Annotated in this window: 14 protein-coding genes and 1 pseudogene; 8 read left to right on the top strand and 7 right to left on the bottom strand. The window is 54.1% G+C overall.

The genetic code is table 11. The features are described 5' to 3' along the window. Nucleotides 1-302: 302 nt before the first annotated feature. Nucleotides 303-1676: a GNAT family N-acetyltransferase gene (locus DB48_RS15265; RefSeq protein ID WP_052813814.1), complete on the bottom strand. Its 1374-nt coding sequence runs from the start codon at nt 1674-1676 to the stop codon at nt 303-305. A gap of 151 nt (nt 1677-1827) precedes the next feature. On the opposite strand from DB48_RS15265, the pseudogene ggt reads away from it, so the two are divergent. After that, nucleotides 1828-3557, top strand: a pseudogene (gene ggt, locus DB48_RS15260) (gamma-glutamyltransferase). Between the two features lie 259 nt (nt 3558-3816). Here ggt and DB48_RS15255 read toward each other — a convergent pair. After that, a complete protein-coding gene (locus DB48_RS15255; RefSeq protein ID WP_052813813.1) occupies nt 3817-5388 on the bottom strand; it encodes a methyl-accepting chemotaxis protein in 1572 nt (523 codons plus the stop codon). A 131-nt stretch (nt 5389-5519) separates the two neighbouring features. Beyond that, nucleotides 5520-7184 carry a dipeptidase gene (locus tag DB48_RS15250; RefSeq protein ID WP_082035652.1) on the bottom strand — a complete coding sequence of 555 codons (1665 nt, stop codon included), beginning with the start codon at nt 7182-7184 and terminating at the stop codon, nt 5520-5522. 262 nt (nt 7185-7446) lie between these two features. Between DB48_RS15250 and DB48_RS15245 the strand changes: the two genes are divergently transcribed. The 3 genes from DB48_RS15245 to DB48_RS15235 all read left to right on the top strand — a co-directional run bounded on the left by DB48_RS15245 (nt 7447) and on the right by DB48_RS15235 (nt 12758). Further along, nucleotides 7447-9627, top strand: coding sequence for a M3 family metallopeptidase (locus DB48_RS15245; protein ID WP_041511074.1), 2181 nt, complete (start codon nt 7447-7449; stop codon nt 9625-9627). A 333-nt stretch (nt 9628-9960) separates the two neighbouring features. After that, entirely contained in the window at nt 9961-12039 is a 2079-nt protein-coding gene (locus DB48_RS15240) for a bifunctional 2',3'-cyclic-nucleotide 2'-phosphodiesterase/3'-nucleotidase (RefSeq protein ID WP_041511120.1), read from the top strand. 116 nt (nt 12040-12155) lie between these two features. Continuing rightward, nucleotides 12156-12758 (top strand): DUF938 domain-containing protein, encoded by a 603-nt coding sequence (locus DB48_RS15235; RefSeq protein ID WP_041511073.1) that lies wholly within the window; start codon nt 12156-12158, stop codon nt 12756-12758. A gap of 151 nt (nt 12759-12909) precedes the next feature. Here DB48_RS15235 and DB48_RS15230 read toward each other — a convergent pair whose 3' ends face one another. Next, nucleotides 12910-14700, bottom strand: coding sequence for an acyl-CoA dehydrogenase C-terminal domain-containing protein (locus DB48_RS15230; protein WP_041511072.1), 1791 nt, complete (start codon nt 14698-14700; stop codon nt 12910-12912). Nucleotides 14701-14951: 251 nt separating this feature from the next. On the opposite strand from DB48_RS15230, the gene DB48_RS15225 reads away from it, so the two are divergent. From DB48_RS15225 to DB48_RS15210, 4 genes are all read left to right on the top strand, one after another. Then, nucleotides 14952-15812 (top strand): D-hexose-6-phosphate mutarotase, encoded by an 861-nt coding sequence (locus DB48_RS15225; RefSeq protein ID WP_041511071.1) that lies wholly within the window; start codon nt 14952-14954, stop codon nt 15810-15812. A gap of 294 nt (nt 15813-16106) precedes the next feature. After that, nucleotides 16107-20234, top strand: a complete 4128-nt coding sequence (locus DB48_RS15220; protein ID WP_041511070.1) for a YdbH domain-containing protein — start codon at nt 16107-16109, stop codon at nt 20232-20234. Between the two features lie 147 nt (nt 20235-20381). Beyond that, a complete protein-coding gene (locus DB48_RS15215; protein WP_160290154.1) occupies nt 20382-20525 on the top strand; it encodes a YnbE family lipoprotein in 144 nt (47 codons plus the stop codon). Between the two features lie 21 nt (nt 20526-20546). Further along, entirely contained in the window at nt 20547-20867 is a 321-nt protein-coding gene (locus tag DB48_RS15210) for a YdbL family protein (RefSeq protein WP_041511069.1), read from the top strand. A 555-nt stretch (nt 20868-21422) separates the two neighbouring features. Here DB48_RS15210 and DB48_RS15205 read toward each other — a convergent pair. The 3 genes from DB48_RS15205 to DB48_RS15195 all read right to left on the bottom strand — a co-directional run bounded on the left by DB48_RS15205 (nt 21423) and on the right by DB48_RS15195 (nt 26832). Then, the gene (locus tag DB48_RS15205) at nt 21423-22352 is read right to left on the bottom strand and encodes a universal stress protein (RefSeq protein ID WP_041511068.1); all 930 of its coding nucleotides are present in this window, start codon (nt 22350-22352) and stop codon (nt 21423-21425) included. A gap of 289 nt (nt 22353-22641) precedes the next feature. Continuing rightward, nucleotides 22642-25470 carry an ExeM/NucH family extracellular endonuclease gene (locus DB48_RS15200; RefSeq protein WP_041511067.1) on the bottom strand — a complete coding sequence of 943 codons (2829 nt, stop codon included), beginning with the start codon at nt 25468-25470 and terminating at the stop codon, nt 22642-22644. 366 nt (nt 25471-25836) lie between these two features. Then, nucleotides 25837-26832, bottom strand: a complete 996-nt coding sequence (locus DB48_RS15195; RefSeq protein WP_200890559.1) for an isoaspartyl peptidase/L-asparaginase family protein — start codon at nt 26830-26832, stop codon at nt 25837-25839. Between the last annotated feature and the right edge of the window lie 161 nt (nt 26833-26993).

Raw genomic sequence — 26993 nt, 5'->3', positions numbered from 1 at the left:
GATCACTAGGGCCTGTTTATCTTTTGCGTTCATTTTTGCAGCATTCTGTATCGATTTTATACAAGGTAGAGCGATTGTCATGTAGTGCACTACATCAATGAGCGATAACGCAGTAGAAAAATGATACAGACGCTGCCCGCAGGGTTCGTCTTGAGCACGTTCAACTCTTTGTTACTCGGCTTTTATATAGAATAACTATACTCCAAGCCTCCTGCCGCGATTTGTACGTGCTCAATTAGAACAAAATTTGTTCTCAAAAGGTCAACAGGCCCTAGCAAACACCATTTTTTTCTCCTTTTCCGTTAGCGGCGCTTAAAAGGCAGTATGGTCTCGAGCTCACTCATATAGGTGGTTACTGCCTGTCGTTCCTGCAGGACAAAATCGGCGATGGCGCGGCGAAAGTCACTATCTAAGATCTCGTGCACCGAATAGGTGGTCACCGGCTCAAACCCTCTGAGCACCTTATGCTCCCCCTGGGCACCGGCATCAAATTTGTTAACCCCCTTGGCGATGGCATACTCGATCCCCTGATAGTAACAGGCCTCGAAATGCAGCCCGGCGATCTCTTCCAGAGTGCCCCAGTAACGGCCATAGAGGCACTCTTGGCCGACAAGATAGAGCGCCGCCGCAACCTTGACGGCCGTATCCTCCGATGGGCTATCGGCCTGTTGGCAGTTCCCCTTATGCTGTCCATCAAGAGACTTATTATGAGCCACACGCTCTACTATCAAGAGGCGTACACTCCCCGGCATCTGCTCCACCAGGGCCTCGAAGAAGGCGGCGTTTAGATAGCCCTGATGACCTGATCGCTTGTAATAGGTACGCTGATAGCAATGCACAAAATGATTAAGCTCTGCCGCTGTGATATCTGGCCCTTCGATGAAACGAAACCTAAGCCCAGCGTTTGCAAGGGTCCGGCGCTCCTTGAGGATCGACTTGCGCCTGCGACTGGTCAGCCGTGAGAGAAAATCATCGAAGCTTTGATAGCCTTTATTAAGCCAATGAAACTGAGTGCCGAGGCGCTCAAGATGCCCCTGATTGGTTAGGGTGAGTCGTTCGTTTTCGGCTAAAAACAGGCTGTGCCAGCTCGATGCCGAGCAGGTTTTTGCGAGCCGGCCTAGATACTCACCCAGTGCGCCGATCAATCTAGCCTTTAGTGCATCGGATAGGTCTTTTCTCAGGCCGATTCGCGGCCCGGTCACAGGAGTAAAGGGGATGGCGTTGACCAGCTTAGGGTAATAGTCGCGTCCGTGACGCTCATAGGCCTGGGCCCAGGCCCAGTCGAACACATATTCGCCGTAGGAGTGGCCCTTGAGATAAAGGGGCATCACCGCCAGTATCTTGTTGGGATCGAGCCGGTTGTCGCTTCTTTCATCAAAGCTATCGCTTCTTTCATCTAAGCTATCGCATTTATCATCTGAGCTTTCGCATCTTTGGTCTGAGCTTTCGCATCTTTGGTCTGAGCTTTCGCATTGAATCTCGCTCACCACCAGATGTAAGGGGCGCCAACCAGTCTGCTCTCCCACGCAGCCACTGAGTTCCAGCGCATGGACAAAGCCATAACGACAGAAGGGATTGGTCTCGCCCAACAGGCCGTCCCATATCCCCTCACCGATAAGCGAAATCTGGTTTACTGCTTGAATCGAAAATGATGACGCCGTTTCGCTTCGCTCCAAATCAATCTCCTTAAAAGATGGCTTGATTTCAACTATCATAATCGGCACATTGAAAAGCTGGCTACATGATCCAGTAGCTTAACACTTTTATTATGCTCAACATTCTTATTACGCTTAAAGCGATTATTTCAATTAACACTAAGGACGCCGTGTGCACCCAATAAAAAGCCTTCTCTTTGCCATCAGCCTCAGCCTGCCACTCGTTGCAGGCCAGTTTGCCCAGGCCACAGAAACCTCCATCTACAGCCACAGCGCCACGGTACAACCCATCTGGGCCAAGCATGGCATGGTAGCCAGCCAAGAAGCGATCGCGACACAAGTGGGCGTCGATATTCTTAAGCAAGGCGGCAATGCGGTCGATGCGGCGGTGGCCGTCGGTTTTGCCCTGGCCGTTACCCTGCCAAGGGCGGGCAACATAGGCGGTGGCGGCTTCATGCTGGTACACCTGGCCGAAGGTAACAAGACTGTTGCCATCGATTATCGTGAGGTTGCCCCTAAGCGTGCCCACAAGGATATCTTTCTCGACGAAAATGGCGATGCGGTGGCTAAGCTCAGCCGCGAACATGGCCTAGCCGTCGGCGTTCCCGGCACCGTCATGGGCATGGAACTGGCGCTTGAGAAATACGGCACCATGACCATGGCGCAGGTGATCGAGCCCGCCATTAAACTTGCCGAGCAAGGCATCAGCGTCACCGCAGATCTGGCCACCTCGCTTGCCGGACTGAAACGCCGAATCGCCCAGTGGCCGAGTTCGAAGGCGATATTCTACCGCCCCAATGGCAGCAACTTCGACATAGGCGACACCCTGACGCAGAAGGAGCTGGCCCACTCACTCAAGCTGATCAAACAACAGGGTAGCAAGGGCTTCTACGAGGGGGAAACCGCCGAGAAGATAGTTGCCAGCGTCACCCAGGCCGGCGGGATCATGACGATGGACGATCTCAAACAGTATCGCGTTATCGAGCGTCAGCCCGTCCAGGGCGAATACCGCGGCTATCAGGTGATCTCCATGCCGCCGCCCTCCTCCGGTGGTATACACATTATCGAGATGCTCAACATGCTCGAGCCTTACCCCATCGCCAAGCTCGGCCATAACACCGCCGATACCCTGCATCTGATGGCCGAGGTGATGAAACGCGCCTATGCCGATCGCAGCGAATACTTAGGCGACCCCGACTTTGTCGAGGTACCGGTTAACACGCTGATAAGTAAAGACTATGCTAAATCACGCGCCAAGGGGATTGCTATCAACCGCGTCACCCCAAGCAGCGAGATCGCCCCAGGCAAGCTTAGTGGCTACGAGAGCCCACAAACCACCCACTACTCAGTGGTAGACAAGTGGGGCAACGCCGTCGCCAACACCTATACCCTGAATTTCAGCTATGGCTCAGGCTTAGTGGCACAAGGCACGGGTATTTTGCTTAACAACGAGATGGATGACTTCTCGGCCAAACCCGGGGTGCCTAACGGCTACGGCCTGATCGGCGGCGATGCCAATGCGGTAGAAGGCGGCAAACGTCCGCTCAGCTCCATGAGCCCCACCATAGTGATGAAAGATGGCAAGCCCTTTATCGTCACCGGCAGTCCGGGCGGCGCACGCATCATCAACACTACCATGCAGATCATCATGAATGTGATCGATCATGGACTTATATCGCCGAGGCCAGCTACGCCAGCCGCGTACATCACCAATGGCTACCGGACGAACTGCGAGTGGAGAAGAGCCTCAATCGTGACACTATCTCGCTGCTGGAGGCGAGAGGCCACAAGGTAAGTGTGAAAGATGCCATGGGCTCGACCCAGTCCATCATGATCACCGACGAGGGGTTGTTTGGCGCCTCAGATCCCCGCCGCGCAGGCAGTGCTGCCGCAGGCTATTAATACCAATCGTAATAGATAATTGATCATTCTAGCTTGTTAAAACGCTCGATAACTGTATTAGTATTTTTAATTGTAGAATAACTACTTATCTAAAAATCCTGCTTTGTTCTCAAGCGTTTTGCCTGAGCTATTTCTGATCACATGTTTACTTTGATTGGTATAACGCGATAAACGATTAATGCTAAACAACAAAAAAGGGAAGCTTAGCTTCCCTTTTTCACCTTCATTTCTTAAGACTCATTTCTTAAAGCTCATTTTTTCATTTCATTCGCAAACTCTGACGCCAGAACTGCTGAGACAGATGATGGGTCTTGGCCGACAGGCGCGCTATCTGCTCTCCCCGCTCCTCGGCATCCTGTGTTTGACGCAGACTGGCCAGCGCCAGCTCGTTGATCAACTGAATCGACTGGCTGATCTCACTGGCCACCGCCGTCTGCTGGCTCATGGCCGCGGCGTTGGCATCACTCATCTGATTAAGCCTGTCGATAGAGGCGCGCAGCTCCTCGAAGGAGGCATCGACCTGCTGAGCCAGGCCAACCGAGTGCTGCGCCTGACGCTGACCCGCCTGCATGGTCTGGCTGGCCTTGAGGGTGCTGTCTCTGAACTTACTGACAATCGCCTCAATATGGCTGGTTGACTCACTGGTACGGCTCGACAGTTGGCGCACCTCATCGGCCACTACGGCGAAGCCTCTGCCCGACTCACCGGCGCGGGCCGCCTCGATGGCGGCGTTTAACGCCAACAGGTTAGTCTGCTCGGCGATACCGCGGATCACCTCCAGCACCTCGTTGATCTCCTGACTGTCCTGTTCGATTGAGGCCACCACGGCAGAGAAGTTACTCACCTCCTGATGCAGCCCCTTGATGGCGTTGATCACCTCTTCGAGCAGCTCATGGCCCTTCTCGGCCGCCTCATGGCTCATGGACATCTCTTCGGCCGCCAATTGAATATTCTGACTCACCTCGTTGAAACTGGCGCTCATCTCCTCCACCGCCGTCGCCGCCTGGCTGGTCTGCTGACTCTGACCGTCGGCGCGCTCTCGGGTATGGCTGATGGTCTCATTCAGGCTAACGCTCAGCGACTGAATCGACTCGGCCGAGTCCGCCATGCGCCCTACGGCGCCGCCGGTTTCCGTCAGCAGGTATTGCAGGGCAAAACCGAGTTTACCCAGCTCATCCTGACGACCACAGTAGACGGCGGTCGCCAGGGGATCGTCTATGATGTCGCTTGCCTGTTTAACCAGGGCGTTAAATGGCTTAAGCGTGATATAGAGCCCCGTCAGGCCAACCCCCGCTGCCACCAGCAGCGCCAGCAGTGGCGAGTAGCCGGCCAGGCCGACCGCCAGGCCGAGACTGAGCAGTAAGACCAACCCCAGGCGCTTGGCAAAGCCGAGACGCGCCGCCTTAAGGGTACTTGGCTGTTTACCGGCATTCAATGCACTATAGATGGCCTGGGCGTTATCAATCTGCGCCTGGGTCGCCTTCCTACGTACCGACTGATACTCATGCACCTCGCCACCTTCCAGCACGGGCGCCACATAGGCATTGACCCAGTAGTGATCGCCTGACTTGGCGCGATTCTTTACTATGCCAATCCAGGGCTTACCCTGCTTGAGCCGCGACCACATAGACTCGAATGCCGCCGGCGGCATGTCTGGGTGGCGTACGATATTATGGGGCTGACGGTAGAGTTCATCCTGGCTAAACTCGGAGACTTGGGCGAAGCTGGGATTGGTGTACTTGATCTGACCTTTAAGATCTGTGGTCGACAGCAAGATAGTATCGGGCGCGAACACCTTCTCTTTCTGTGTGACAGGTTGATTGTTTTTCATATTATTGTTCTTCTGGGTACAAAGACGTTAACTATGCTTATCTATGGTGATAAAAAAGTCATTGATAATTATCAACAAAGACCAAATAACCTTAAAATAACTCAGGTTATTTAGCCATCCTCAATCACTCATTACTCGCTCGTCGATGCCTGCTTTGTTAATGACAGCTTTGTTGATGAAGGCCCGCTCGATGCCGCCAGCTCCACAAAGGCGGCAGTATACATCTGCAAATTGAGCATAAACTGCGCCTCGGTGATAAATTCATGCTCACTATGACCTGTATATTCCACCCCAGGCATGGCCGGGCCAAAACTTAATGCATTGGGAAACAACTTGCTATTGGTCGACCCGCCGATGGCCACAGGCTTAGGCGATGGCGTATCGGTAAAGTGACCAAACACGGATAATAGGGTCGACAGGTGCGGTGCCTTATCCATCAGCTTGGGCTCACCCCAGTAGGTCTCTACACCCGTTAGCGACACCTGGTGCTGCGCCTGCCAACCCTCAAGTGCCTTGTGGGTCTCGAGATCCAGCTGGTTAGACGTCTTGCCAACGGGGCGCCTTAGATTAAGCACTATCTCTGTGCCCTGCTCGTTGGGCTTAACCAGGGTCGCAGCCAGCGTCATCGGGCCCATGAAATCATCTTGATAGGCGATATCACCAAACTGCTCACCATAGAGTCCCAATCCCACCATCTGCTGGATAAACTGAACCGTGAGCGATGCTTCGCTGCGCGCAAAACGAATGCCCCTTAGCAGCTCGGCCAGATGGGTCACGGCATTGACCCCGGCCTCTGGGGTCGAGGAGTGAGTCGATTTGCCAAGGGCCGTGATGGAAATCGCCTCTCCCTCCTGGGTAAATTGATAGCGCATCCCCTGCTGGGCGCCGGACTTCTCTTTCAGAGCAGCGACACTGGCCGGATCCAATCCTGAAATCTTGGCCTGGGCCTGCTGGGGCACCTGACTGGCGAAGGCGCCGCCACGAAACAAGGCTAAACGGGCCAGCTTGCTAGAGAACGCTTCATTGGCCTGGTTCACCTTGGGAATGGTCAGGCGGATCTCACTCCAGCCCTTCTCGGCCGTGACCACTGGATACTCGGCATCTATGGTGATATTCAGGCTGGCGGGGGTAAAATCCTTCAAGAAGGCCTTCAAGGGCGCCCAGTCTGACTCTTCTGCCAGATAGACCAGAAGTTCGATACGCCGGTTAAGCGCCACGCCCTTGTCTTTAATCGCCTTCATGGCGTACATGGCCGTGACAATCGGCCCCTTGTCATCTTCGGTGCCGCGACCAATCAGGTAACCAGGCTGAGACTCACGGTCCAGCACAAAGGGGTCCTGCAGCCAGAAGCTGGCGTCGGCGGGCTGCACATCACCATGGGTGATCACCCCAAGCTTATCTTCTGCCTCACCCAAGCCGATGAGCACCACATAGCCTCTGTCGCTGTAATCTAGCCCCAGGCTTTCGCTTAGCGCCTTTAATTGCGCCTTGAAACCGATAAACTCCGGATGGGTCAGCGGCGTCATCCCCTCAGGCTCTATCGTCTTATAGGGGATCAGGGTCGACAGTGCCGCTATGGTCTGCTCGCCATAGGTGTTAAGGGCATAGTCGGCGATCTCCTCCGCCAGCGGCGAGACGCTGGGCGCCTGGGCAACACTTGAACCCACTGCAGGGGCGACTTCTGAACCCACTTTTAAGTTTGCCAGTGAAGTGACTTGGGGAGCGGCCAAAGAAAGCGTGCTGGTCAATAGCAGACACATGGCGCCGACAGGGTTTAAGGGGAATTTAAGGGTCATCTCTTATTATCATTATTAACGTCAGGTTGACGCATTTTGCCACACATGCATCCATTTAGGATGCAAAAACAGGCAATTCAAAACATTTGTTACAAACAAAACACAAAATCGATAGATTTAGCCGTCAGAACCATGATAATGAGCGTTTTAATATCCAAACTCAGGCAAGTTAAGTTCGGATATCCGCAGCCTTTTCGGCAACAAAACTCAGTTACGACACCAGATCGTAGCCTATAACAAATTAATCATCGGGGATTTGAATATGAAGGGATTGACCCTCAAGCCAATCGTATCCGCCATGGCACTTGCCATCGCATTAGGCGGCTGTAGCGCCCAAAGTGGCAGCAGCCAGGAAGCGGAAGTCGCACCCAATGTGGTTGCGCAGCGCATCATAGACAACAACGCCGGCAACCCCTTCTTTAAGCCCTACGACACCTTTTTGGGCATGCCAGATTTTGACAAGATCAAGCCAGAGCACTATCTGCCAGCCTTCAAGGCGGGTATCGCTCAGCATAAGGCCGAAATCCAGGCCATTATCGACAACCCAGCCGCCCCAACCTTCGCCAACACCATCGAAGCCATGGAATTTTCTGGCGATCTCACCACCAAGGTGGCTAGTGTCTTCTACAACCTAACCAGTGCCGACACCAACGAGCAGCTACAGGCGATCTCGAAAGAAGTTTCACCTATGCTGTCTGCCGCCGGTGACGATATCCTGCTCAACGACAAGCTATTCAAGCGCGTTAAGGCCGTCTACGACCAGCGTGATAGCCTGACGCTAAACACGGCCCAGCAGAAGCTGCTGGAAGATACCTACAAGTCTTTCACCCGTGGCGGCGCGAACCTAAGCGATGCCGACAAGGTTAAACTCAGAGCCTTAAACGAGAAGATCGGCAAGCTGAGCCTGGAGTTTGGCGACAACCTGCTGGCCGAAACCAACGCCTTCGAGCTGGTGATCGACAATCCAGCCGATCTCGCTGGTCTGCCTCAAGATGTGATCAACACCGCAGCGCAAACTGCCGAAAAGAAAGGTCATCCGGGCAAATGGGTGTTCACCACTCAACGTCCATCTATTACCCCTTTCCTCACCTATGCCGACAACCGCGAGCTGCGTGAGAAGATCTACAAGGGTTATATCGAGCGTGGCAACAATAATAACGCCCACGACAACAAGAAGATCCTGGCCCAGATGGCGGCCCTTCGTGCCGAGCGTGCTCAGCTGATGGGTTACAAGAGCCATGCCCACTTCGTTCTCGAAGAGCGCACCGCCAAGACACCCGAAAACGTCTACGGCCTGCTAGACAAGGTATGGCCTGCCGCACTTGGCCAGGCCAAGGCTGAGGTCGCCGTGATGCAGAAGCTGATCGACGAAGAAGGCGGAAACTTCAAGCTAGCCGCATGGGACTGGTGGTACTATGCCGACAAGATCCGTGTGGCCAAATACAGCTTCAACGAGCAGGAAACCCGTCCCTACTTCTCACTGGAAAACACGTTGAAGGGTGTCTTCTACACCGCCAATCGCCTCTACGGCATCACGGTCAAGGAGCGCACCGATCTGCCTAAGTACAACGACGAAGTGCGTACCTGGGAAGTGTATGACAAAGACGGTTCTCTGATGGCAATCTTCTTAGGCGACTACTATGTGCGTGACAGCAAGCGTGGCGGTGCCTGGGCAAACTCTTACCGCCAGCAATATAGAATGCACGGCGTCGAGTCTAAGCCGATTATCGTCAACGTGCTTAACTACCCACGTCCCGTGGGTGATGAGCCGGCGCTGCTGACCTTCGATGAAGCCAGCACCCTGTTCCACGAGTTTGGTCATGCCCTGCACGCCATGCTGTCAGACGTTGAGTATCGCTCACAGGCTGGCACCTCGGTACCACGTGACTATGTTGAGTTCCCGTCACAGGTCATGGAGAACTGGATGACGCAACCCGAAGTACTGGCGCAATTTGCCAAGCACTACAAGACGGGTGAGGTGATCCCTCAGTCTCTGGTCGAGAAAATTCAGGCGGCCAGCAAGTTCAACCAGGGCTTTGCCACGGTAGAATATATGGCGGCCACCAAGCTGGATCTCGACTGGCACACCCTAAGTGACTTCGAACCTAAGGATGCCGCCAAGTTTGAAGCCGACTCGCTCAGCAAGATGGGACTGATTGAGGAGATCGCGCCGCGCTATCGCAGCACCTACTTCTCACACATCTTCTCTGGTGGTTACTCTGCCGGTTACTACAGCTACCTCTGGTCTGATATTCTGGGCGCCGATGCCTTCGAGGCGTTCAAAGAGAACGGTATCTTCGACAAGGCAACCGCCGACGCCTTTAGAAACAACGTACTGTCTCAAGGCGGCAGCGACGATCCTATGCAGCTCTACAAGCAGTTCCGCGGTAAAGAAGCGGGTATCGAACCACTGCTTCGCAGCCGTGGCCTACTAGCCAAGTAATCGGCCCCGTAAGTCGCAGATAAGTCTGTCGACACATTAACAAAAAGCACGCTCAGGCGTGCTTTTTTTATGTCGTCAAACCGGCAGGTTGTGCAATTAGGCAACAACTTGCTCAAAGCGTCAGCAAATCGCAGCAAGCCGATACAAACTGTCACATAAACAGTGGCTTATTGTCACAGTTTTTACATTTCATCTCTCTATAATTCGCCAGGCGGCACACGGGTTAGCTAGGCTCAACGGCCTGCTCAGCCACAGCTTAGCCGCACTGATGAGGCCCAACTGCTATCAGCAGGGGCTTCGGGGTCAAACAATAAATAATAGAGATTGATGGATATGTTTAATAAAAAATTATTAGCCGTGGTTATCGCATCGAGCATCGGACTCACCGCCTGTAGCTGGAACGACGACGATGAAGACACGATCACCTCGGCGAACGTGGAGCTCAGGGTGCTGGAAACTACCGACCTGCACACCAACATCATGGATTTCGACTATTACCAGTCTAAGGTCGATCCCACCATAGGCCTGGCGCGCACCGCCAGCCTGATCCACGCCGCCCGGAAAGAGGTGAGCAACTTCGTTTTGGTCGATAACGGTGACCTGCTGCAGGGCAGCCCAATGGGCGACTACATGGCCAAGATCGGCCTCAAGGAAGGCGATGTTCATCCCGCCTACAAGGCGATGAATACCTTAGACTATGAGGTCGCCAACATAGGTAACCATGAGTTTAACTATGGCCTGGATTTTCTCGAAAAGGCCCTGAGCGGCGCCGACTTCCCTTACATCAACGCCAACGTCTACTGCGCGGCCGATGACTGCTGGAATGACATCAAGAAAGGCGACAACCTGTTTACCCCTTACCTGATTAAGGAAAAAGTGGTCGTCGATACCCAGGGGCGTGAGCACACCATCAAGATAGGCTACATCGGCTTCGTACCGCCACAGATCATGTTGTGGGACAAGCAGCATCTTACCGGCAAGGTGGAAGCCAAAGATATCATAGAGACTGCCAAGCTATTTGTGCCTAAGATGAAGGCCGAAGGCGCCGATGTGATCATCGCCATTCCGCACTCAGGTATCGGCTCGACGGAAAACCCAGGGGACGCCATGGCAGAAAATGCCACCTTCGCCCTGACCAATGTCGAAGGCATAGATGCCATCATGTTTGGCCACAGCCACTCTATCTTCCCCCATGCCAACTATGCCGATCTGCCTAATACCGATGTCGAGAAGGGCCTGCTGAATGGCGTGGCCGCCGTGATGCCGGGGCGTTGGGGCGATAACCTGGGTGTGGTAGATCTAAAACTGACCCTTAAAGATGGCACCTGGTCGGTGACCGATGCCCAAACCCAGGCGCGTCCCATCTATGATGGCGCCAACAAGGTCGCCCTAGTGGATGCCGACAAAGACATTCACGATGCGGTCGAACTTGAGCACCAAGGCACCCTCGCCTTCGTGGATCAGCCTATCGGTGTCGCCGCGGCCGACATGTATAGCTTCCTGACCCTGGTACAGGATGACCCGACGGTACAGATAGTCTCTGACGCGCAGATAGCGCAGGTCAGCGCCAAACTGCCAGAGTCTCTACAGGGGATCCCTGTGCTATCGGCAGCGGCGCCATTCAAGGCAGGTGGGCGTCACGCCACCGAGGCAGATGCCTCGCAGTTTGTTCAGGTCGATGCCGGCAACCTCACCTTTAAGAACGCCGCCGATCTCTACCTCTACCCTAACACTATGGTGGCGGTGAAGATCACCGGCGTCGAGCTCAAAGACTGGCTCGAGTGCAGTGCCAACCAGTTTAACCAGATCGACCCTAACTCAAGCGAACCTCAGTCACTGATCAACTGGAACGGCCATCCGACCTATAACTTCGATGTGATCGACGGCGTGACCTACAAGATAGATGTCACCCAGCCGAGTAAGTTTGACCGCGATTGCGCCCTCGTTCCCGGCAACGAGAACGCCCAGCGCATCGTCGATCTTGCCTACACCACACCAGAAGGCGAAGTGATCACCGGCGAGGCCCTGAACAGCCAGACCTTTATCGTGGCCTCTAACAACTACCGCGCCTTTGGCGGCAAGTTTGCCGGTACGGGTTCTGATTATGTGGTGATGGAACTGCCAGACACCAACCGCGAGGCACTGGCAGCCTATATCACGGCGCAGTCCAAGCCAAACGATCAGGGCGGCTATGACGGCATGGTCGACCCAAGAGCCGACTACAACTGGGACTTCAAGACCATCAGCACCCATGTGGCGCTGGATATTCGCTTCGAGACCCAAAACAGCGACAAGGCAGACAAGTTCATCAACGACAACCAGTTGCGTAACATGCAGAAGTTGGCCGAGCCCGATGCATTGGGCTTTGCGGTCTACCGCATCGATCTCACCAGCGAGCCTGTCGCCAAGTAATAGGGTAAAAAAACACCCTAAATAGAAAGCGCCTTCGGGCGCTTTTTGCTTGCACGCGCCGTTTAAACTCGCGTAAATTGTGTCATCACAGTCACCAACATAACTTGCGCCGCCTTATGTCATTAAGCCAACTCCCCTTTTCTCAATCTTGCGAAAACAACAAGGCGCCGATTTTGGCGGTGCTGAAACAAAGTTTTAAGACGACGCGCCGGGTATTGGAGATCGGCAGCGGCACGGGTCAGCACGCGGTATTTTTTGCCTCCCACCTGCCCCATCTCACCTGGTGCCCCAGCGATCAGCCGCAGTTTATCGGGCCGCTGACGCAGCGCATCGAACTTCAGGGCGGCGACAATATCGCGCCGCCTGTCACCCTGGATGTCACCGCCCCCTGGCCGCTCATGTCGGGAGAGGTCGACGGGATCTTCAGTGCCAACACCCTGCATATCATGAGTGAGGCCATGGTGGTCGACTTCTTTAAGGGCGTTGAGCGCCACCTCAGCGACACAGGCAACCTCTGTGTCTATGGCCCCTTCAACTATCACAATCAATACACCAGCGAGAGCAATCGCCAGTTCGATATCTGGCTCAAGCATCGCAACATCCACAGCGGCATTCGCGACATCGAATGGATAACTGAGCTCGCCAAGGCGGCAGACCTCAATCTGCAGGCCGACCATGAGATGCCGGCCAACAACCGTTTGCTGCATTTCATGCGCTAACGCCATCACCCTGTCGCTTACTCTTTTAATGGCCAAGTGAAAGGGCACTAAAAAAGGGCCTTACGGCCCTTCTTGCTAGATCGAATCTGGCTCAATCCTAACTTGCTCATGCAAATCTGGCTTAGTCGAATCTGGCTTAGTCGAATCTGGTTTAGTCAAAATCGCTGTCTTGTAACTGAGTCAGCAGCTCGCAGCTGCGCTCCATCTGGTAGCGGAAACTACGGGTTTGCGGCGCCCAGTAACTCATGTAGAACCTGGCGGTAATGAGCTTATTGGCGTAGAAGGCATCCTCTTCACCACCTGCTATCGCCAGGTTAGCCGACACCGCCATGCGGGCCCACATCCAGCCCAGCGCGACTATGCCTAAGATCTGCAGATACCCCATAGAGGCGGCGCCTATGATGTCGGGATTCTTAACGCCATTGGTAACGATATACTGGGTCGCCTTCTCAAGATCTGTGATGGCCTCCATCAGCGGCAGCAGGTAAGGTTTGAGCGTCTCATCCTCGAGGTGCTCGGCCAGGAAGGGCTTAACCATCTCAGACCAGATCCCTAGGGCCTCGCCCTTATCGGCGAGCAGTTTACGCCCCACCAAATCCAGCGCCTGCACGCCATTGGTGCCCTCGTAGATCATGGCGATACGGCTGTCGCGCACAAACTGCTCCATGCCCCACTCGTGGATATAGCCATGGCCACCATAGACCTGCTGGGCATCGACACAGGCCTTAAAGCCTTGATCTGTCACGAAACCTTTCACCACAGGGGTAAACAACGCCGCTAACTTTGCCGCCGTAGCCGCCTTGGCCTTATCCTGATGACGATGGGACTCGTCGAGCCAAAGCGCCTGCTGACCCATCAGCGCCCTTGCGCCCTGGTTAAAGGCTTTCTGAGCCATCAACATGCGTCTGACATCGCCGTGAACCAGAATAGGATCGGCGGGCTGCTCACTCGCCTTCACGCCGCTCAGGGCGCGCCCCTGTAGACGCTCTCTGGCATAGCTCAGGGCATTTTGATAGGCGATCTCAGACACCCCAAGCCCCTGCACTCCCACACCGAGTCTCGCCTCGTTCATCATGGTGAACATGGCTCTAAGCCCCTGATGAGGTTCGCCAACCAGCTCGCCGATGGCACCATCGAACACCATGACACAGGTAGAGTTACCATGAATGCCCATCTTATGTTCGAGGGCGCTGGCCTCGACGCCGTTTTGACAGCCTAAGCTGCCATCCTCTTTCACCAGATATTTAGGCACGGCGAACAGGGAGATCCCCTTCACCCCTGCCGGCGCATCGGGCAGGCGCGCCAGCACAAGATGCACTATGTTTTCGGCCAGATCATGATCCCCTGAGGAGATAAAGATCTTCTCACCGCTGATGGCATAGGTGTCCTCGCCCACCGGCTTGGCCTTGGTACGCAGCAGCGCCAGATCCGTGCCCGCATGGGCCTCGGTCAGATTCATGGTGCCCGTCCATTGGCCCGACACCAGCTTTTCGAGATACTTGGCCTTAAGCGTGTCGCTACCGTGGGCATGAATGGCGGCGTAGGCGCCGTGGGTTAGCCCAGGGTACATGGCGAAGGCCATGTTGGTCGCGGTCTTCATCTCGGTGGCAAACACGCCGATGCACTCGGGAAGCCCCTGACCACCATATTCAGGATCGCTGGTCAGCGTCGCCCAGCCATTATCGACATATTGGCGATAGGCCTCTTTGAACCCCTGGGGGGCACGCACCTGCCCCTCGACCAGCTGGCAGCCCTCAACATCACCTTTGCTGTTTAGCGGCAGCATGATCTCTGTGGTAAAGTCGGCGACCCCTTGAAGGATAGCGTCACTCAATTCGGCGTCGATCTCATCGAATCCCTGAAGGTCGTCTCGCTCATAGATATTGAGTAACTCGGAGAGAATAAACTGATAGTCGCGCAGTGGAGCTTGATAGATTGGCATTCCTTATTCCTTCTATTGTCGAATTCCAAAACGAACAGGCGCAGGTAGGCTTATTAGCGCTCGCTCAACTATAGTGCTCCGACCACTTTACCCAAATCTGCTCAAAAATACAGCCCTTAAACCTGGCTGAATTCCCCTCGACCTTGAAAAGCACAAAAACAATCAATGTCATACTACAGCTTAGGGATAAAACTCTGTAAGCTAGGTCAACAAATGATTTACCCGCCCGGCCTAACTCGTGAGGAGCATTTATGGGTTCTGTAACCGTCAAGAAACATCCCCAAGGACTCGAATATGTCGAGGTCGATACCGATCTCTGTCAGGCACGCATATTCATGCAAGGTGCCCAGATAGACAGGTTTCAGCCTAAGGGACAAGCCCCGCTGCTTTGGGTATCGAGCGCCGACGATTATCAGCCCGGCAGCGGCATTCGTGGCGGCATTCCTGTCTGCTGGCCTTGGTTTGGCATGCATGAAAACCCGCAGTGGCCACAGCACGGCTTCGCCCGTACCCGTCTGTGGAACTTAGATGCCGTGCAGATGCGCGATCAGGTGGTCGAACTCAAGTTTAGCCTGACCATAAACGATGACGATAAGCAGTACTGGGCCCATCCCAGCCGGGTCGAGCTTATCTTCACTCTGAGCGATAGCCTCAGTGTCAGCCTAGTTAACACCAACCTAGGAGACGCGCTCATCAACCTGACCCAGGCGCTGCACACCTATTTCCCTATCGAGGATATTCACACGCTAAAGGCCAGCGGCTTTAGCGGCGCCCGCTATATCGAATTTGGTGAAGGGCCCTACCCTCAAGCGGGCGATGAGGTGCTGTTTGATCGGGAAACCGACCGCGTCTACACCCAGCTAGGCGGCTGCCAGCGGCTGCACACCCCACAAGGGATCATCGAGGTGCGCCGCGACAACAGTCACTCGGCGGTGCTCTGGAATCCCTGGATAGAAAAATCCAAGCGTCTGTCACGCTTTAACCCTCAGGATTATCTCACCATGGTCTGCCTCGAGGCCGCCAATGTGTTGGAAGATAGGGTCGAACTGGCACCGGGCGAGTCCCATACCCTTAGCACACACATCCGCTGGCTGCCTGAGGCAGAGTCGTAACAGGATTTGGCTGGGCATGTGTGACCTGATCCGGCTTGAGCGATATTTGGCCCGATATTTGGCCAAATATAGAGAAATGGGCGCCGCATCTATAGGCGCCCTCTGATTAAATTCAGGCCTGTGGGCAACCGAGCTAAAATAGAACTGTTAGCGCCGATAAAATTTAGGCACTAAGTAACTTAAGCTGTAAGACTAGTTTCGCCGTTTAATGGCTAAGCCAGACGACGTAAGCTAAACAGCGAAAGCCGAAAAAGCTAAAGCTAACTAAGGCAAAACAACCAGAGACAGGGACAGATGTCGCGACGTTTTTTCACCTCCCGCATCACTAAATTACTCGCCGGCGCCTTGCTGCTGTCCCTGCTGCTCTTCGTGCTAGTGGCGAGTCAACTGGAAAATCTGGTTAAACGTCTCGCCAATCCCTATCTAACGGATGCCGGTATCAGCATAGAAACGCTGCGGCTCAGCCATGCCGATCTCATGGATCTCAAGCTGCCCATGGCGCTGCTTAAGGTCGACAACAATCTGGTGAGGCTCGAAGATGTTGAGCTAACGCTCGCCAAAGACTGGCTATCTTCGCCAATCGGCCTGGCACAGATAGAATCTCTCGCGGTGCGCCGCGCACAGGTATCCCTCAGCCAAGAATACTTTGACAGCTTGGGTCGCCAGCAAGACTCAGGTGCCAGCAGCGCCCTAAACTTAGGCGCTCTGCCCCAGATTGCCCTGGGTGAGATAAGCTTTAACCTGCTAGGCAAACAGTCACAAGGCCTGGGCGCCAGGTCGCAACCACTGGGACTCAAACTCGATTATCTTAACCTGGACAATCGAGGCCAGCTCACCGGCGCCCTTAGCTTCTATCAGGCGCCGCTATTGACCCTGGCGGCGACACTCGACAAGACGCGCTGGCAACTCTCTAGCCGACTCGAATTCGAGCCCCTCGGCCGCCTTATCAGCGAGCTCAGCTCGCTGACATATAATGCCAGCACTTCAAGATCAGCATCGTCGACAGGGCAACAGACGCCCCCCCTCGCTGAGGTGCCCCTTATGGTGGCTGCATTGCATGATGTCAACGCGCGTTTAACCCAGGCGTTTTCCCTAAGCGGCAGTCTCAGCTCCCAAGGCGAGTTAGACCTTATCAAAGGCGAACTTCACTCCCGCCATGAGTTTAACGATCTGAACATCACCCTGAAACGGCTCGCTGACCAGCCACTGTCGCCGGCGATCGCCATAGTCGTGAACAGCCATGTTCCATCTAGTCAAGAGCAAAGCGATCATGCTCAATCTAGTCATGCTCAATCTAGTCATGCTCAAACCGGTCATGCTCACTCGGCTAAGAGCATGGCAGTTGACCTTAGTGGTCCCCTAAACGATCTACACCTCACCCTTTCCCCCTTTTTGCTCACCAGCAGCACGACACTAGAGCAGCTCAGAGAACTGGCCGGAGAACCCGCATCGTTTGGCGCGCTGCTAACGGCGCTCGAAGCCCAGTCACCGAATGAGCAGACGGTAGAAGTCGCCCTCGCACTCGGCGAGCCAACCAGAGTTAATGGCGTGAATGAGGTGCGAGAGACACAAACAAACGACGCGCAGCGAAGCGCCGAGGCGCTGAACCTTGCCATCAAGGATCAAACACTAACGCTTGGTGCGTTCACCGCCAAAGTTGCCACTCAGGGCGCTACGCTAACTGCCAGGCTCGAGCAGGCCAAATTAGCTAAGATAACACCGCAAGAGGCCAAGCAAGGAAACACGCAAGAAATCACGCAAGCATCCAACCAAGAGACCACACAAGAAATCACGCAAGAAGTCAGGCAAACAACTGAGCCTGCGGAGACGCGACAGGCAAGCCCCCTCTCTGCCTGGCAACTCATCGGCGACTGGCAAATTGAAACTCAGCTTAAGCAGCCACTGTGCCTCATGCTGCCGCCATACCCACAGCCAAAAACAGTAAAAGGTCTGCAGACAAGCCAAGGCTGTGAAGCAATTGCCGGAAGCGAACCGGCCAGAGGGAATAGAGCAAACATAGCGAAGAAGGAAAACATAGCGAAGAAGCCAAGCATAGAGAATCGCCTGAACCTGGCCGCGGCAAACCTGAAAATCCAAGGCAGGCTCGATGCACGGCAAGCTGAACCGACGACAGCAAGTACTAATTACACGAGAGTCCCCGAATCGAGTGCACTCGAGTTGACGCTAACAGGCCAGCTCGCTCTGACCCAGCCCGAGTTTAATCATCAGGATCTTAAGGTCGGCGCAAGTAAGATAGCCACAGAGATACCTGAACCTGTGCATCTCACCCTACAAGCAGGGCCTGAGCCAGCGCTAAGGCTTGACTGGCAAGGGCTAAATGTCGCTATCGACGGGCATCATCTCAGTTGGCCTGCAAGTAACAATAAACAAGGCGCGGCGAGCAGTGAGGCTAGCAAGTTCACCTACGAGCTACGAGCTAGGCTTACCAGCGAGCAGACTCGCACCTCTCTGGGTGCCGGCCATTTCTCCCTTGTGCAAGGCAACCCCATACTCGCCGAGCTGAGTCACTTTAAGAGCGTGACCCGCTCCCCTCATCTTGTTATGCCTGCTCCCTTCACGGCTGACACTCCAAATACGTCGCCGCTACATGAGCTTGCCCCTAAGCGGCGTGAGCTATTTGCAACCGAGCTTGTGCTTGAAGCAGTGAAGCCCCTGCGCCTGGATGAGCAAACACTGCTTATCCCTCCCATTGAGGCTAAGGTGATGTCGCTCGCCGCAAGCGAGCAGAAAGCCGTTAAGGATCAGGTTCAAGCTCAGGCCCAAGTTCAAACCCAAACTCATGCCCAGGCTCAGGGTCAGACTAAAACGCAACAACAGGCACAGGCTCATGCTCAGACCCAAACTCATGCTCAAACACAGACTATGCGGCTCAACCTGGACGAACTGAGGCTGGCGACACAGACCATTAGGCTGACGCCTCAATCGGCCAGGGACGACTCAGACACAAAAGCCGATGCAAAGGCTAACCCTGACAAGCCTGCAGCTGCCTTCTCATTTTCGCCAGATGCCCTGCTAGCAGCGCCCTGGCAGAGTAGCATAGACTACCGGCTGAACAATCTTAAGCTGACTCAGGAGAAGTTTCGCCTCAATAAATTGCGCCGCAAGACGCTCATTAATTTGCCTAGCGCCAACCTTAATCAATCGCTGCATTGGCATGGCATTGAGCCGCTAACAGAGCCAAAAAAAGTAGCTACACCTTTGGCGGCAATGAGCCAGATGCCATCAAAAAATTTGATCCAAGCACCAGATGATTTGATTAAAGCACAGCAACATTTGCGCAAAGGCGATTCACTTAAAAGCAATGCCATCGAGCACTATGGGCTAACCACCCTTGAGCAGTGGAATATCGACGGCCTGCCGTTTGCGAGCGAACATCACCTGGCGCTTTCAAGCAGTTTGACACCTCAAGTACTTAAGGGGGCTCTCACCCTGACAAGTGATGCCAACGAGCTGCTCAAACGCCTGACGCGCTTGGCAGGCCAGCCCCTTGAAGACTCCTTGATCGGCGATATCGCCCTAACCAGCAAGCATCGCCTCAATTGGCATGGCGATAACGTGGACTTTAGGTTTGCCTTAACCCCAGAGGTCAAGCTCAGCGAGGGCAGCCTTAACGCCCTGCCGTTCGAGCAGGCCGAGTTTACTGGCCAATGCCAGCTAGCAGGCGTGAAAGGCGCTCAGGCGCTATGGGCTAAGTTTAGCTGTGATCCCCTGTCGCTCAATGTCACCGCCTTCAACCCGGGGGTATTGCTGACCGACATTAACGCTCATGCCAAGCTCAAGTTGGATCTGACCCAGGGAGCGAATGATGCGGCGCTCGATAAAAAGGCTGAGGATGACATGGTGCTGAGTGGCGCCGATGTAAAACTCGATGCCAGGGCCAACACCCTGGGCGGCAAGATCTTACTGCCCATCTTCGACCTCAACCTGGGCGCTCCCTCCTCCGCCTATCTGGTACTACAGGGGCTGGATCTCGAACAGCTACTAGCGGCGCAGCCACAAACAGGCATCTATGCCGACGGCATCTTCGATGGCGTACTGCCGGTCCAGCTAGAAGATGGCCAGGTGAGCATCACCAAGGGTCAGCTGGCGGCACGCGCACCGGGCGGGCTTATCAAGGTAGATGACAATCCGGCCGTGCTGCAGATGCGCCTGTCACAACCCTATCTGGACTTTGCCTTCTCGGCACTGGAAGAGCTGCACTACACCCAGCTGTCCAGCAGTTTCGACATGGCCCCCAACGGCGATGCCTTACTGAAGGTCCAGGTGAAAGGACGGGCCAAAGATATTGAACGCCCTATCCATTTGAATTACGCTCAAGAAGAGAATATGTTGCAGTTACTCAAGAGTTTACAAATCGGTGATAGACTGCAAAGCGAAATCGAGCGCGCCATGGCCAACTAGTTCAGCGCCAAACGTTCAGCCTATGGTCATCTTAGGGATCTACACTAAGACCATAGCCAATGAAATTTTCAACCAGATTAAGGAAGCACTGTGAAGAAATTGCTAACCTTGCCGACGATAACCCTGAGCCTGGCCGCCGTGCTGCTCATGGGCGGCTGCACGCCAACGGTCAAGATAGAGCCACCGGAAAAGCCTATCGTTATCAACCTTAACGTTAAGATTGAACATGAGATCAAGATTAAGGTGGATAAAGAGCTCGATGAGCTGATCAACAACGATGAACTCTTCTAATCAAGGTATAAGGTGATCCCAATGAAAAGCAAAATACTCGTCCTCATGGCCGGACTTCTTCTCAGCCTCAATGCCTTCGCCATCTCGTTGCAAGACGCCAAGGCGCAAGGGTTAGTGGGCGAACAGGTCAATGGCTATCTCGGTGTGGTGGTCAACAACGGTGAAGCCAGCGCTCTGGCCAAGTCGGTCAACGCCAAGCGTAAGGCCCACTATGAAAAGATCGCCCGTAAAAACCAGATAAGCGTCGATGACGTGGCCAAGCTTGCCGCCGAAAAGGCGATAGCGGCCGCCGCCAAGGGCCATTACATTCAGACCCCCCAGGGTAAGTGGGTCAAGAAATAGCGGCTTTACTCTTAAGCTGTAAAACGAGAGTAAAAATCCACCTGCATAGCAGGTGGCTTTGCTTTTGAGGCACCCTATAAGGGTGCCTTTTATATCGATAGAGATTTTAGTGTTCTCTATGACCTACGCTCGTCTTCAGCGAGATTATTTTATGTTTTCACTTTTCCTCAATCATTCTCCCACTGGCCATACCTAAACCAGCAGAACCACATGATCACTCAAACTATTAATAACAAAGGGGTTTTAAGTAAATATGGAAAGATTGAAAATACGAGAGATACTGAACAAGAGAAAATACGGGCATAGCCCAGAAGGAACGATCACCACCTCCATAGGAGGTGGTTTCAGATTGCCAACAAATAAGCGACGCCTATGCGTCGCTTATTGATATTCACACTTTCTTTCCTTTTAACTCTCCTTTTTACTCGCCTCTCCTTTGTACTTTCCTCTCCTTTTTAATGACCTTGTCGCCTAAACGCCTATTGCCTAAGTGCCTAAGCACTTCACCAGCTCTGACTCCTGCACTTAGACCGGCATTTACACTGATTTGGGCGCTCACATGGCGTGGGCACTCTGCGGCTTAACCACGAGAAGATCGCATTGGATCCTGTCGATCACCTGCTCCCCCACATGGCCACACATGTTAGAGAACATGTTGCCATTGCCGGTATCGCCCACTATCACCAACTCCGAGTCCACCTCCTTGGCCAAGGATTCGATGGCATCCTCAGGTAAAGACTTGGCCAGATGAAGATGATGATGACTCATCCCACTCCCCTCGGGCTGTAGATGATAACGGTTCGAATACCGGGACATCTGCTGCAGGTGGTAATGCTCATCGTTGGCTGGGGTCAACACCTGATGAAACGACATGCTGGGGGTGTCACCATAATAGCAATCGATCAGGTGACAATCTCCCGCCAACAGCTGGGAGAAATGCTCCGAGGTCTGCAGTACGGCGTCGTTAAGCTCCTTGTGGGTAACATCATCGGCGCAAGGCTCCACCAAAGAGAGAATATGTCCACCGGGCTGCCAAAGATGATCTTTAACCACCACCACTGGGCGGGAGGATTCGCGGATCAGGCGCACATCCAAAGGTTTAATCGTCAACCAGTTCCATAGCGTATGGCGTGAGGCGGCTAAGATCACCGCATCCACCTTAAAATCATCGCAAAACTGCAATACATCGTCGCTGCAATGACAGGTGATAGACGCCTTAGAAATTGTGAGGCCCGACTGGGCAGCCTGGCTGATGAAGGCATTTAAGCAACTCAGTTTACGCTCCTTGGTTAAGGGTTGTGCCTGCCCCTTGCTGGCGTCTGCCTCGAAGGTATCCACCAAACGGTTAACAAAATGGCTGTGCTCTAACATCATCACTATGATTGCCGCATTGGTTTTACTGGCCAAATACACGGCGCGGGAAACGGCCTTTAAGCTGAAATCGTGTTCATCCACAACCACTAAAAGTCTCTGATAGCTATCCATAACTTTGCTCTCACCTAGGATTCGCACCTAATTGTAGCTCAAGCAACGGCCCCTAAAATGGCGCCAGCCCTTTATTGACAAGGGTTTGCGGCAACCACATGATAATAGAAATGATTATTGTTAAGAACATTTTTAGCTAACCCAGTCCCAGAGGAAACCTTTAGCTATTAGCCGCCAAGAAATTTGGTTTTTGCCCATTAGATACAGAGGCTTGCTAAAATTTATCGCTAAATTAAGCATAAAAAAGGCCACCCTGAGGCGGCCTTTTCAAATCATGAGAAACTCAGCACTAGAAATTCAGCTTAGCCTTACCCTTGAGGCCATCGTTATCCTCAACCGTGAGTTTCACCTTGCTGGCGCGATATCCAAAGCTGAAGGCCACAGGGCCGGTCTGCTTGCTGCCATTGTTGAATTTCCACGACTGGGACACTATCTCGCCATCTGTGTCATAGCTCAGTGAGACGAAGATATCCATAAACCAGAGATCCAGGTGCTCGATAACGGCAATAGGCTTTTGCTGCTTCACCTGCACCTTAACCCTCTGGGTCACACTATGACTCAGGCCATCGTTATCGGTTACCGTCAGGGTAACTGGGTATTCACCGGCCTCGGCGTAGCGATAGCTTAGCTGTTCGCCGCTAGCGGTCTCACCATTGCCCAGATCCCACTGGTAATCGAGTATCTCACCATCTTCGTCCATGGCGCTGCTCACTAGGCTCACAGTACGGCCCTGTAGCGCATAGCTAAAGCCAGCCACCGGCGCTATGGTCTCACGCTCGAGTAGCAAAGCGATCACCACAGGGTCGTGATCCGAAGAGCGATATGCATGGCTGCTATAGAGCGAGGCAATCTGATCCGCCGACTTAAACTCTTCGTTGTAATCCAGCAGCCTCGGCTCGTCGGTGTTAATATGCCACTCGGTCACATCCACTACCTTGTCGGCCAATTGAGCATTAGCCAGAGCATGGTCAAGCTGCCCCGTCTCACCGGAAAAGACATAGGAGTATGCACCTGTCTTACCTAGGTGGTCGAACAACTCCAGATAGCCGGCGCCACGTAGCGCATCGATAGGATCTTCCTTGGCATAGGCGTTCATGTCCCCTATGACTAGGGTTGGCATCTCGCCATACTCGCTGGCTAGCCAGCCACCCAGGGCGGTAGCCGCGCGGGTACGGGTCTGGTTACAGTTGCCCTGCCCATCGCCCAGATCAGGATCCCCTAAGCTGACACAATCGCTCCCCTTAGACTTGAGGTGATTCACCGCCACCACGAGCTGCTGATCTTCACCCAAGACCTCGAAGGCCTGTGTCAGACTAGGACGGTTCTTGCCATCGTTAAACAGCACCTCACCTTGCTCATCCAGTGGCGAGTTTGCGCTGGACAGTACCTTGGCCGCCCCAACAGGTGAGACGCGATCGCTGCGATAAAGCATACCCACTGTGATGGCGTCTGTGCCTATGGTTGGCGTTGGCGCCGCAACATACTGATATCTCGCCTCACCCACCGCCTGGTTCAAACCACTCACCAGATCCTTAATGGCCGACTCGCCGCCAAATCCATCGTTCTCTATCTCCATCAAGCCAAAAATATCGGCATCGATGCTCACCATGGCGCTGATGATCTTGGCCCGCTGACGGGCAAATTCACTCGGCGTGTCGGCGCCCCGTGCCGTTGGGAAGCCACCGCCCTGACCGTCGCCATTGAAGTAATTAAGCACGTTGAAGCTGGCCACCTTAAGGTTGCCGCCCTCGGCCAAGTCTGGCTCACTGCTTCTCGGGTTGGTGGCCACAAAGTTCACTGTATCGATTGGCATCAAACGATACTTGCCATAACCATAGTGCATCACGGCATTAAGCCCTGTAATAGAGTCGCCCACACGTACCGTATTGTCGGCGCTCAGACCCGGCGCAGGGTAACGCACAGGATCGGGATTTTGCGAGGTCAAACCATCGTCGAGCAAGACTGAATCTAAGGCGTTAGCCTGACTGACCGCCAGCGCCTCACTGCCAGGCTCGGCCACCTGAGTACCGATGAAATGACGCTTGCCGCCGAGCAAGATCTCACCATAGCGTCCTAAGTTATAAACCTCGTTCACCACCAGGTTCTGGGTAAAGTGAACACGCATGCCTTCAACCGCTTCCAGGTCGCTGCTCTTTGTCAGCGGCAGGCTCACCTCGGCGGCGGTCGGCATAGCCTGCGCCGTGTCACACAAGGCGTGGTCGCTCACATTGGTCAGCTCGGTCAGGCCGTTATACTCCTTAACCGTGGCGCTCAGACGAATACGATCCCCCGCCTGATAACCCAGCGAACCACCTGTAAAGACAAACACACCTTCAGAGGTGTTGCTGTCACCGTCAACCTCGGCATCGGCCATCTGCAGGAAGAGTCCCTTAAGGCCGGCCTCCTGATTGCTGGTCACGATAGCCTCGACCGTCACACTCTGACCATTGAGCGGGCTGGTATCGCCGCTGCCCTGCAGTTCTGAGATCTTGGTGGCGGGATCATGACATACCAGGCCAACCGGCGGCTCGGTAGGGTCCGTTGGGTCTGTCGGCCCCTGGCCGGCAAACTGGCCGAGATCGCTAAAATCATCCTGAGCATGGCCCGTCCAGGTGTACAGGGTAACGACATCATCGAGCTGAGTGTCGGCATGCAGTTGGTTAGGGTCCCGGCGCAGGGTGTTGTTCTGGGTCGACAGATCGCCGCTCCCCCACTGAGAGCCCGGATCTGTTCCCAGCTGACCTAGGCTGTCGATCACCACGCCCTGCTTGCGCAGCACTAAGGTATCGTCACCGTTAAAGAAGCTGGCGCTGCTGAGCTGATCGGCGACGGCCAAGATCTCACCTGCGGCGTCGTTGTCGGCCAACACAAAAGTCTTGCCGGCGGCCAGACTACCGCTAAGGGCGATAGTAGAACCGGCACTTGTGTTGCCGTTAAAGTAGAACTCGAGTTGATACTGACTTAAATCGATGTCGGCGCCGGTGGGATTGTAGAATTCGACGGCCTTGTTGTTGCTGCTGCCTTCTACATACTCTGAGATGATCAGATCGTCTGCAGCCTGGGCAAAGGTGGAGACACCACCAATCGCCAAGGCAAGCGCGCTTGCTTTGGTAAACATATTAACCCCTAAATTTATCCATTAACCTAGTGTTTAACTAGTTTTCTTAAGCAGTATTCGAGTCTTAACGCTCAAATTACTGCGGTGCTGATCCTGCGACCAGCGCACACTATAAATCAGCTTAGTGACAAAGAGGTTACAAATTTTACATAAAGTCAATACACCGGGTGTGAAGCACAATTGACAGATTAGGAGGCCTTTTGCAGCACAATCCACTTATCTTAAGTAAGTGAAGCGGGCCTTTAAGGAAGTGTCTAGCGGGTTAATCGAGGAGTTCACAAAGAGTGCAAACGGCAGATGAAAACAAGGCCCACAACACAGGCTGCGAGCCTCACTTAAATTAAATTTTCAGCCAGATAACACAGATCAGTTATCCTGCCAAATCATAACCTTAGCCTGCTCTCCGCCCTTACGGGTCGCGCGGTACATGCCTTCGGTGTTAAATGGGGTGGCAATATTGCCGCGCTGGTCAATGGCGATCACCCCGCCGGTGCCGCCCGCGGTAATAAGTCGCTGATTGATCACCTCATCCGCCGCCTGCAGAATCGATTTTTGCTGATACTTCACCTTGGCGCAGATATCCCCCGCCACATGGTAGCGAATAAAGTACTCACCATGGCCGGTGGCCGACACGGCGCACACCTGGTTTTCCGCATAGGTGCCCGCGCCGATCACCGGCGAATCACCGATGCGCCCGAAGCGTTTAACCGTCATGCCACCGGTTGAGGTACCGGCGGCCAGATTGCCCTGCTTATCCAGGGCCACGGCGCCCACGGTGCCAAATTTATAATCCAGATCCAGGTAGTCTACCGATGCCTGGTAATCTGGCTTGCCACCCGACTCGCTCTCGGCCTGTTTCAGCTTGGCCTTGGCATCGATGAGCTGCTGGTAGCGACTGTCGGTATCAAAATAGCTCACAGGTACCAGGCTAAAGTCCTGGCTTAGGGCAAACTCTTCGGCGCCTTGGCCCGACAGCATCACATGAGGCGACTTGTCCATCACGGCGCGCGCCAGATTGATGGGATTCTTGATATGTTTAACACCGGCCACCGCGCCGGCATTGAGGGTGCGACCATCCATGATGGAGGCGTCCATCTCATGGCTGCCGTCATAGGTATAGACGGCGCCTTTACCGGCATTAAACAGTGGGCTGTCTTCGAGAATATTGATGGCCGTCGTCACCGCCGTCAGGCTATCGCCCCCCTTTTCCAGCACCTTGTAACCGGCATCCACCGCCTGCTTGAGTTTGTCACGGTAGGCTTGCTGCTGCGCCTCGGTCAGTTTGGCCTTAGAGATGGTGCCAGCACCGCCATGGATGGCGATAGAAAACGGCTGGTTCTCGGCCGCAGCAGAGGTGCTCATCAACAGACCCAGCAGGCCAGCTATCAGGGTGGGGGTAATAGTGCTTCTCACGTTAGGCTTCCTCATTATTGTTTGCCTTCTTTGTACCGATTTTCATCATTAATTACAATCACCATCTTGCTTGGCCTCCATAATCTGCGACAATAAACAGCAACAAACTT

This window comes from Shewanella sp. cp20 (assembly GCF_000832025.1).
In the GTDB taxonomy this organism is placed as follows: Bacteria; Pseudomonadota; Gammaproteobacteria; order Enterobacterales; family Shewanellaceae; genus Shewanella.
Note: the sequence above shows the minus strand (reverse complement) of the source record. Positions and strands in the feature narration are given on the sequence as shown.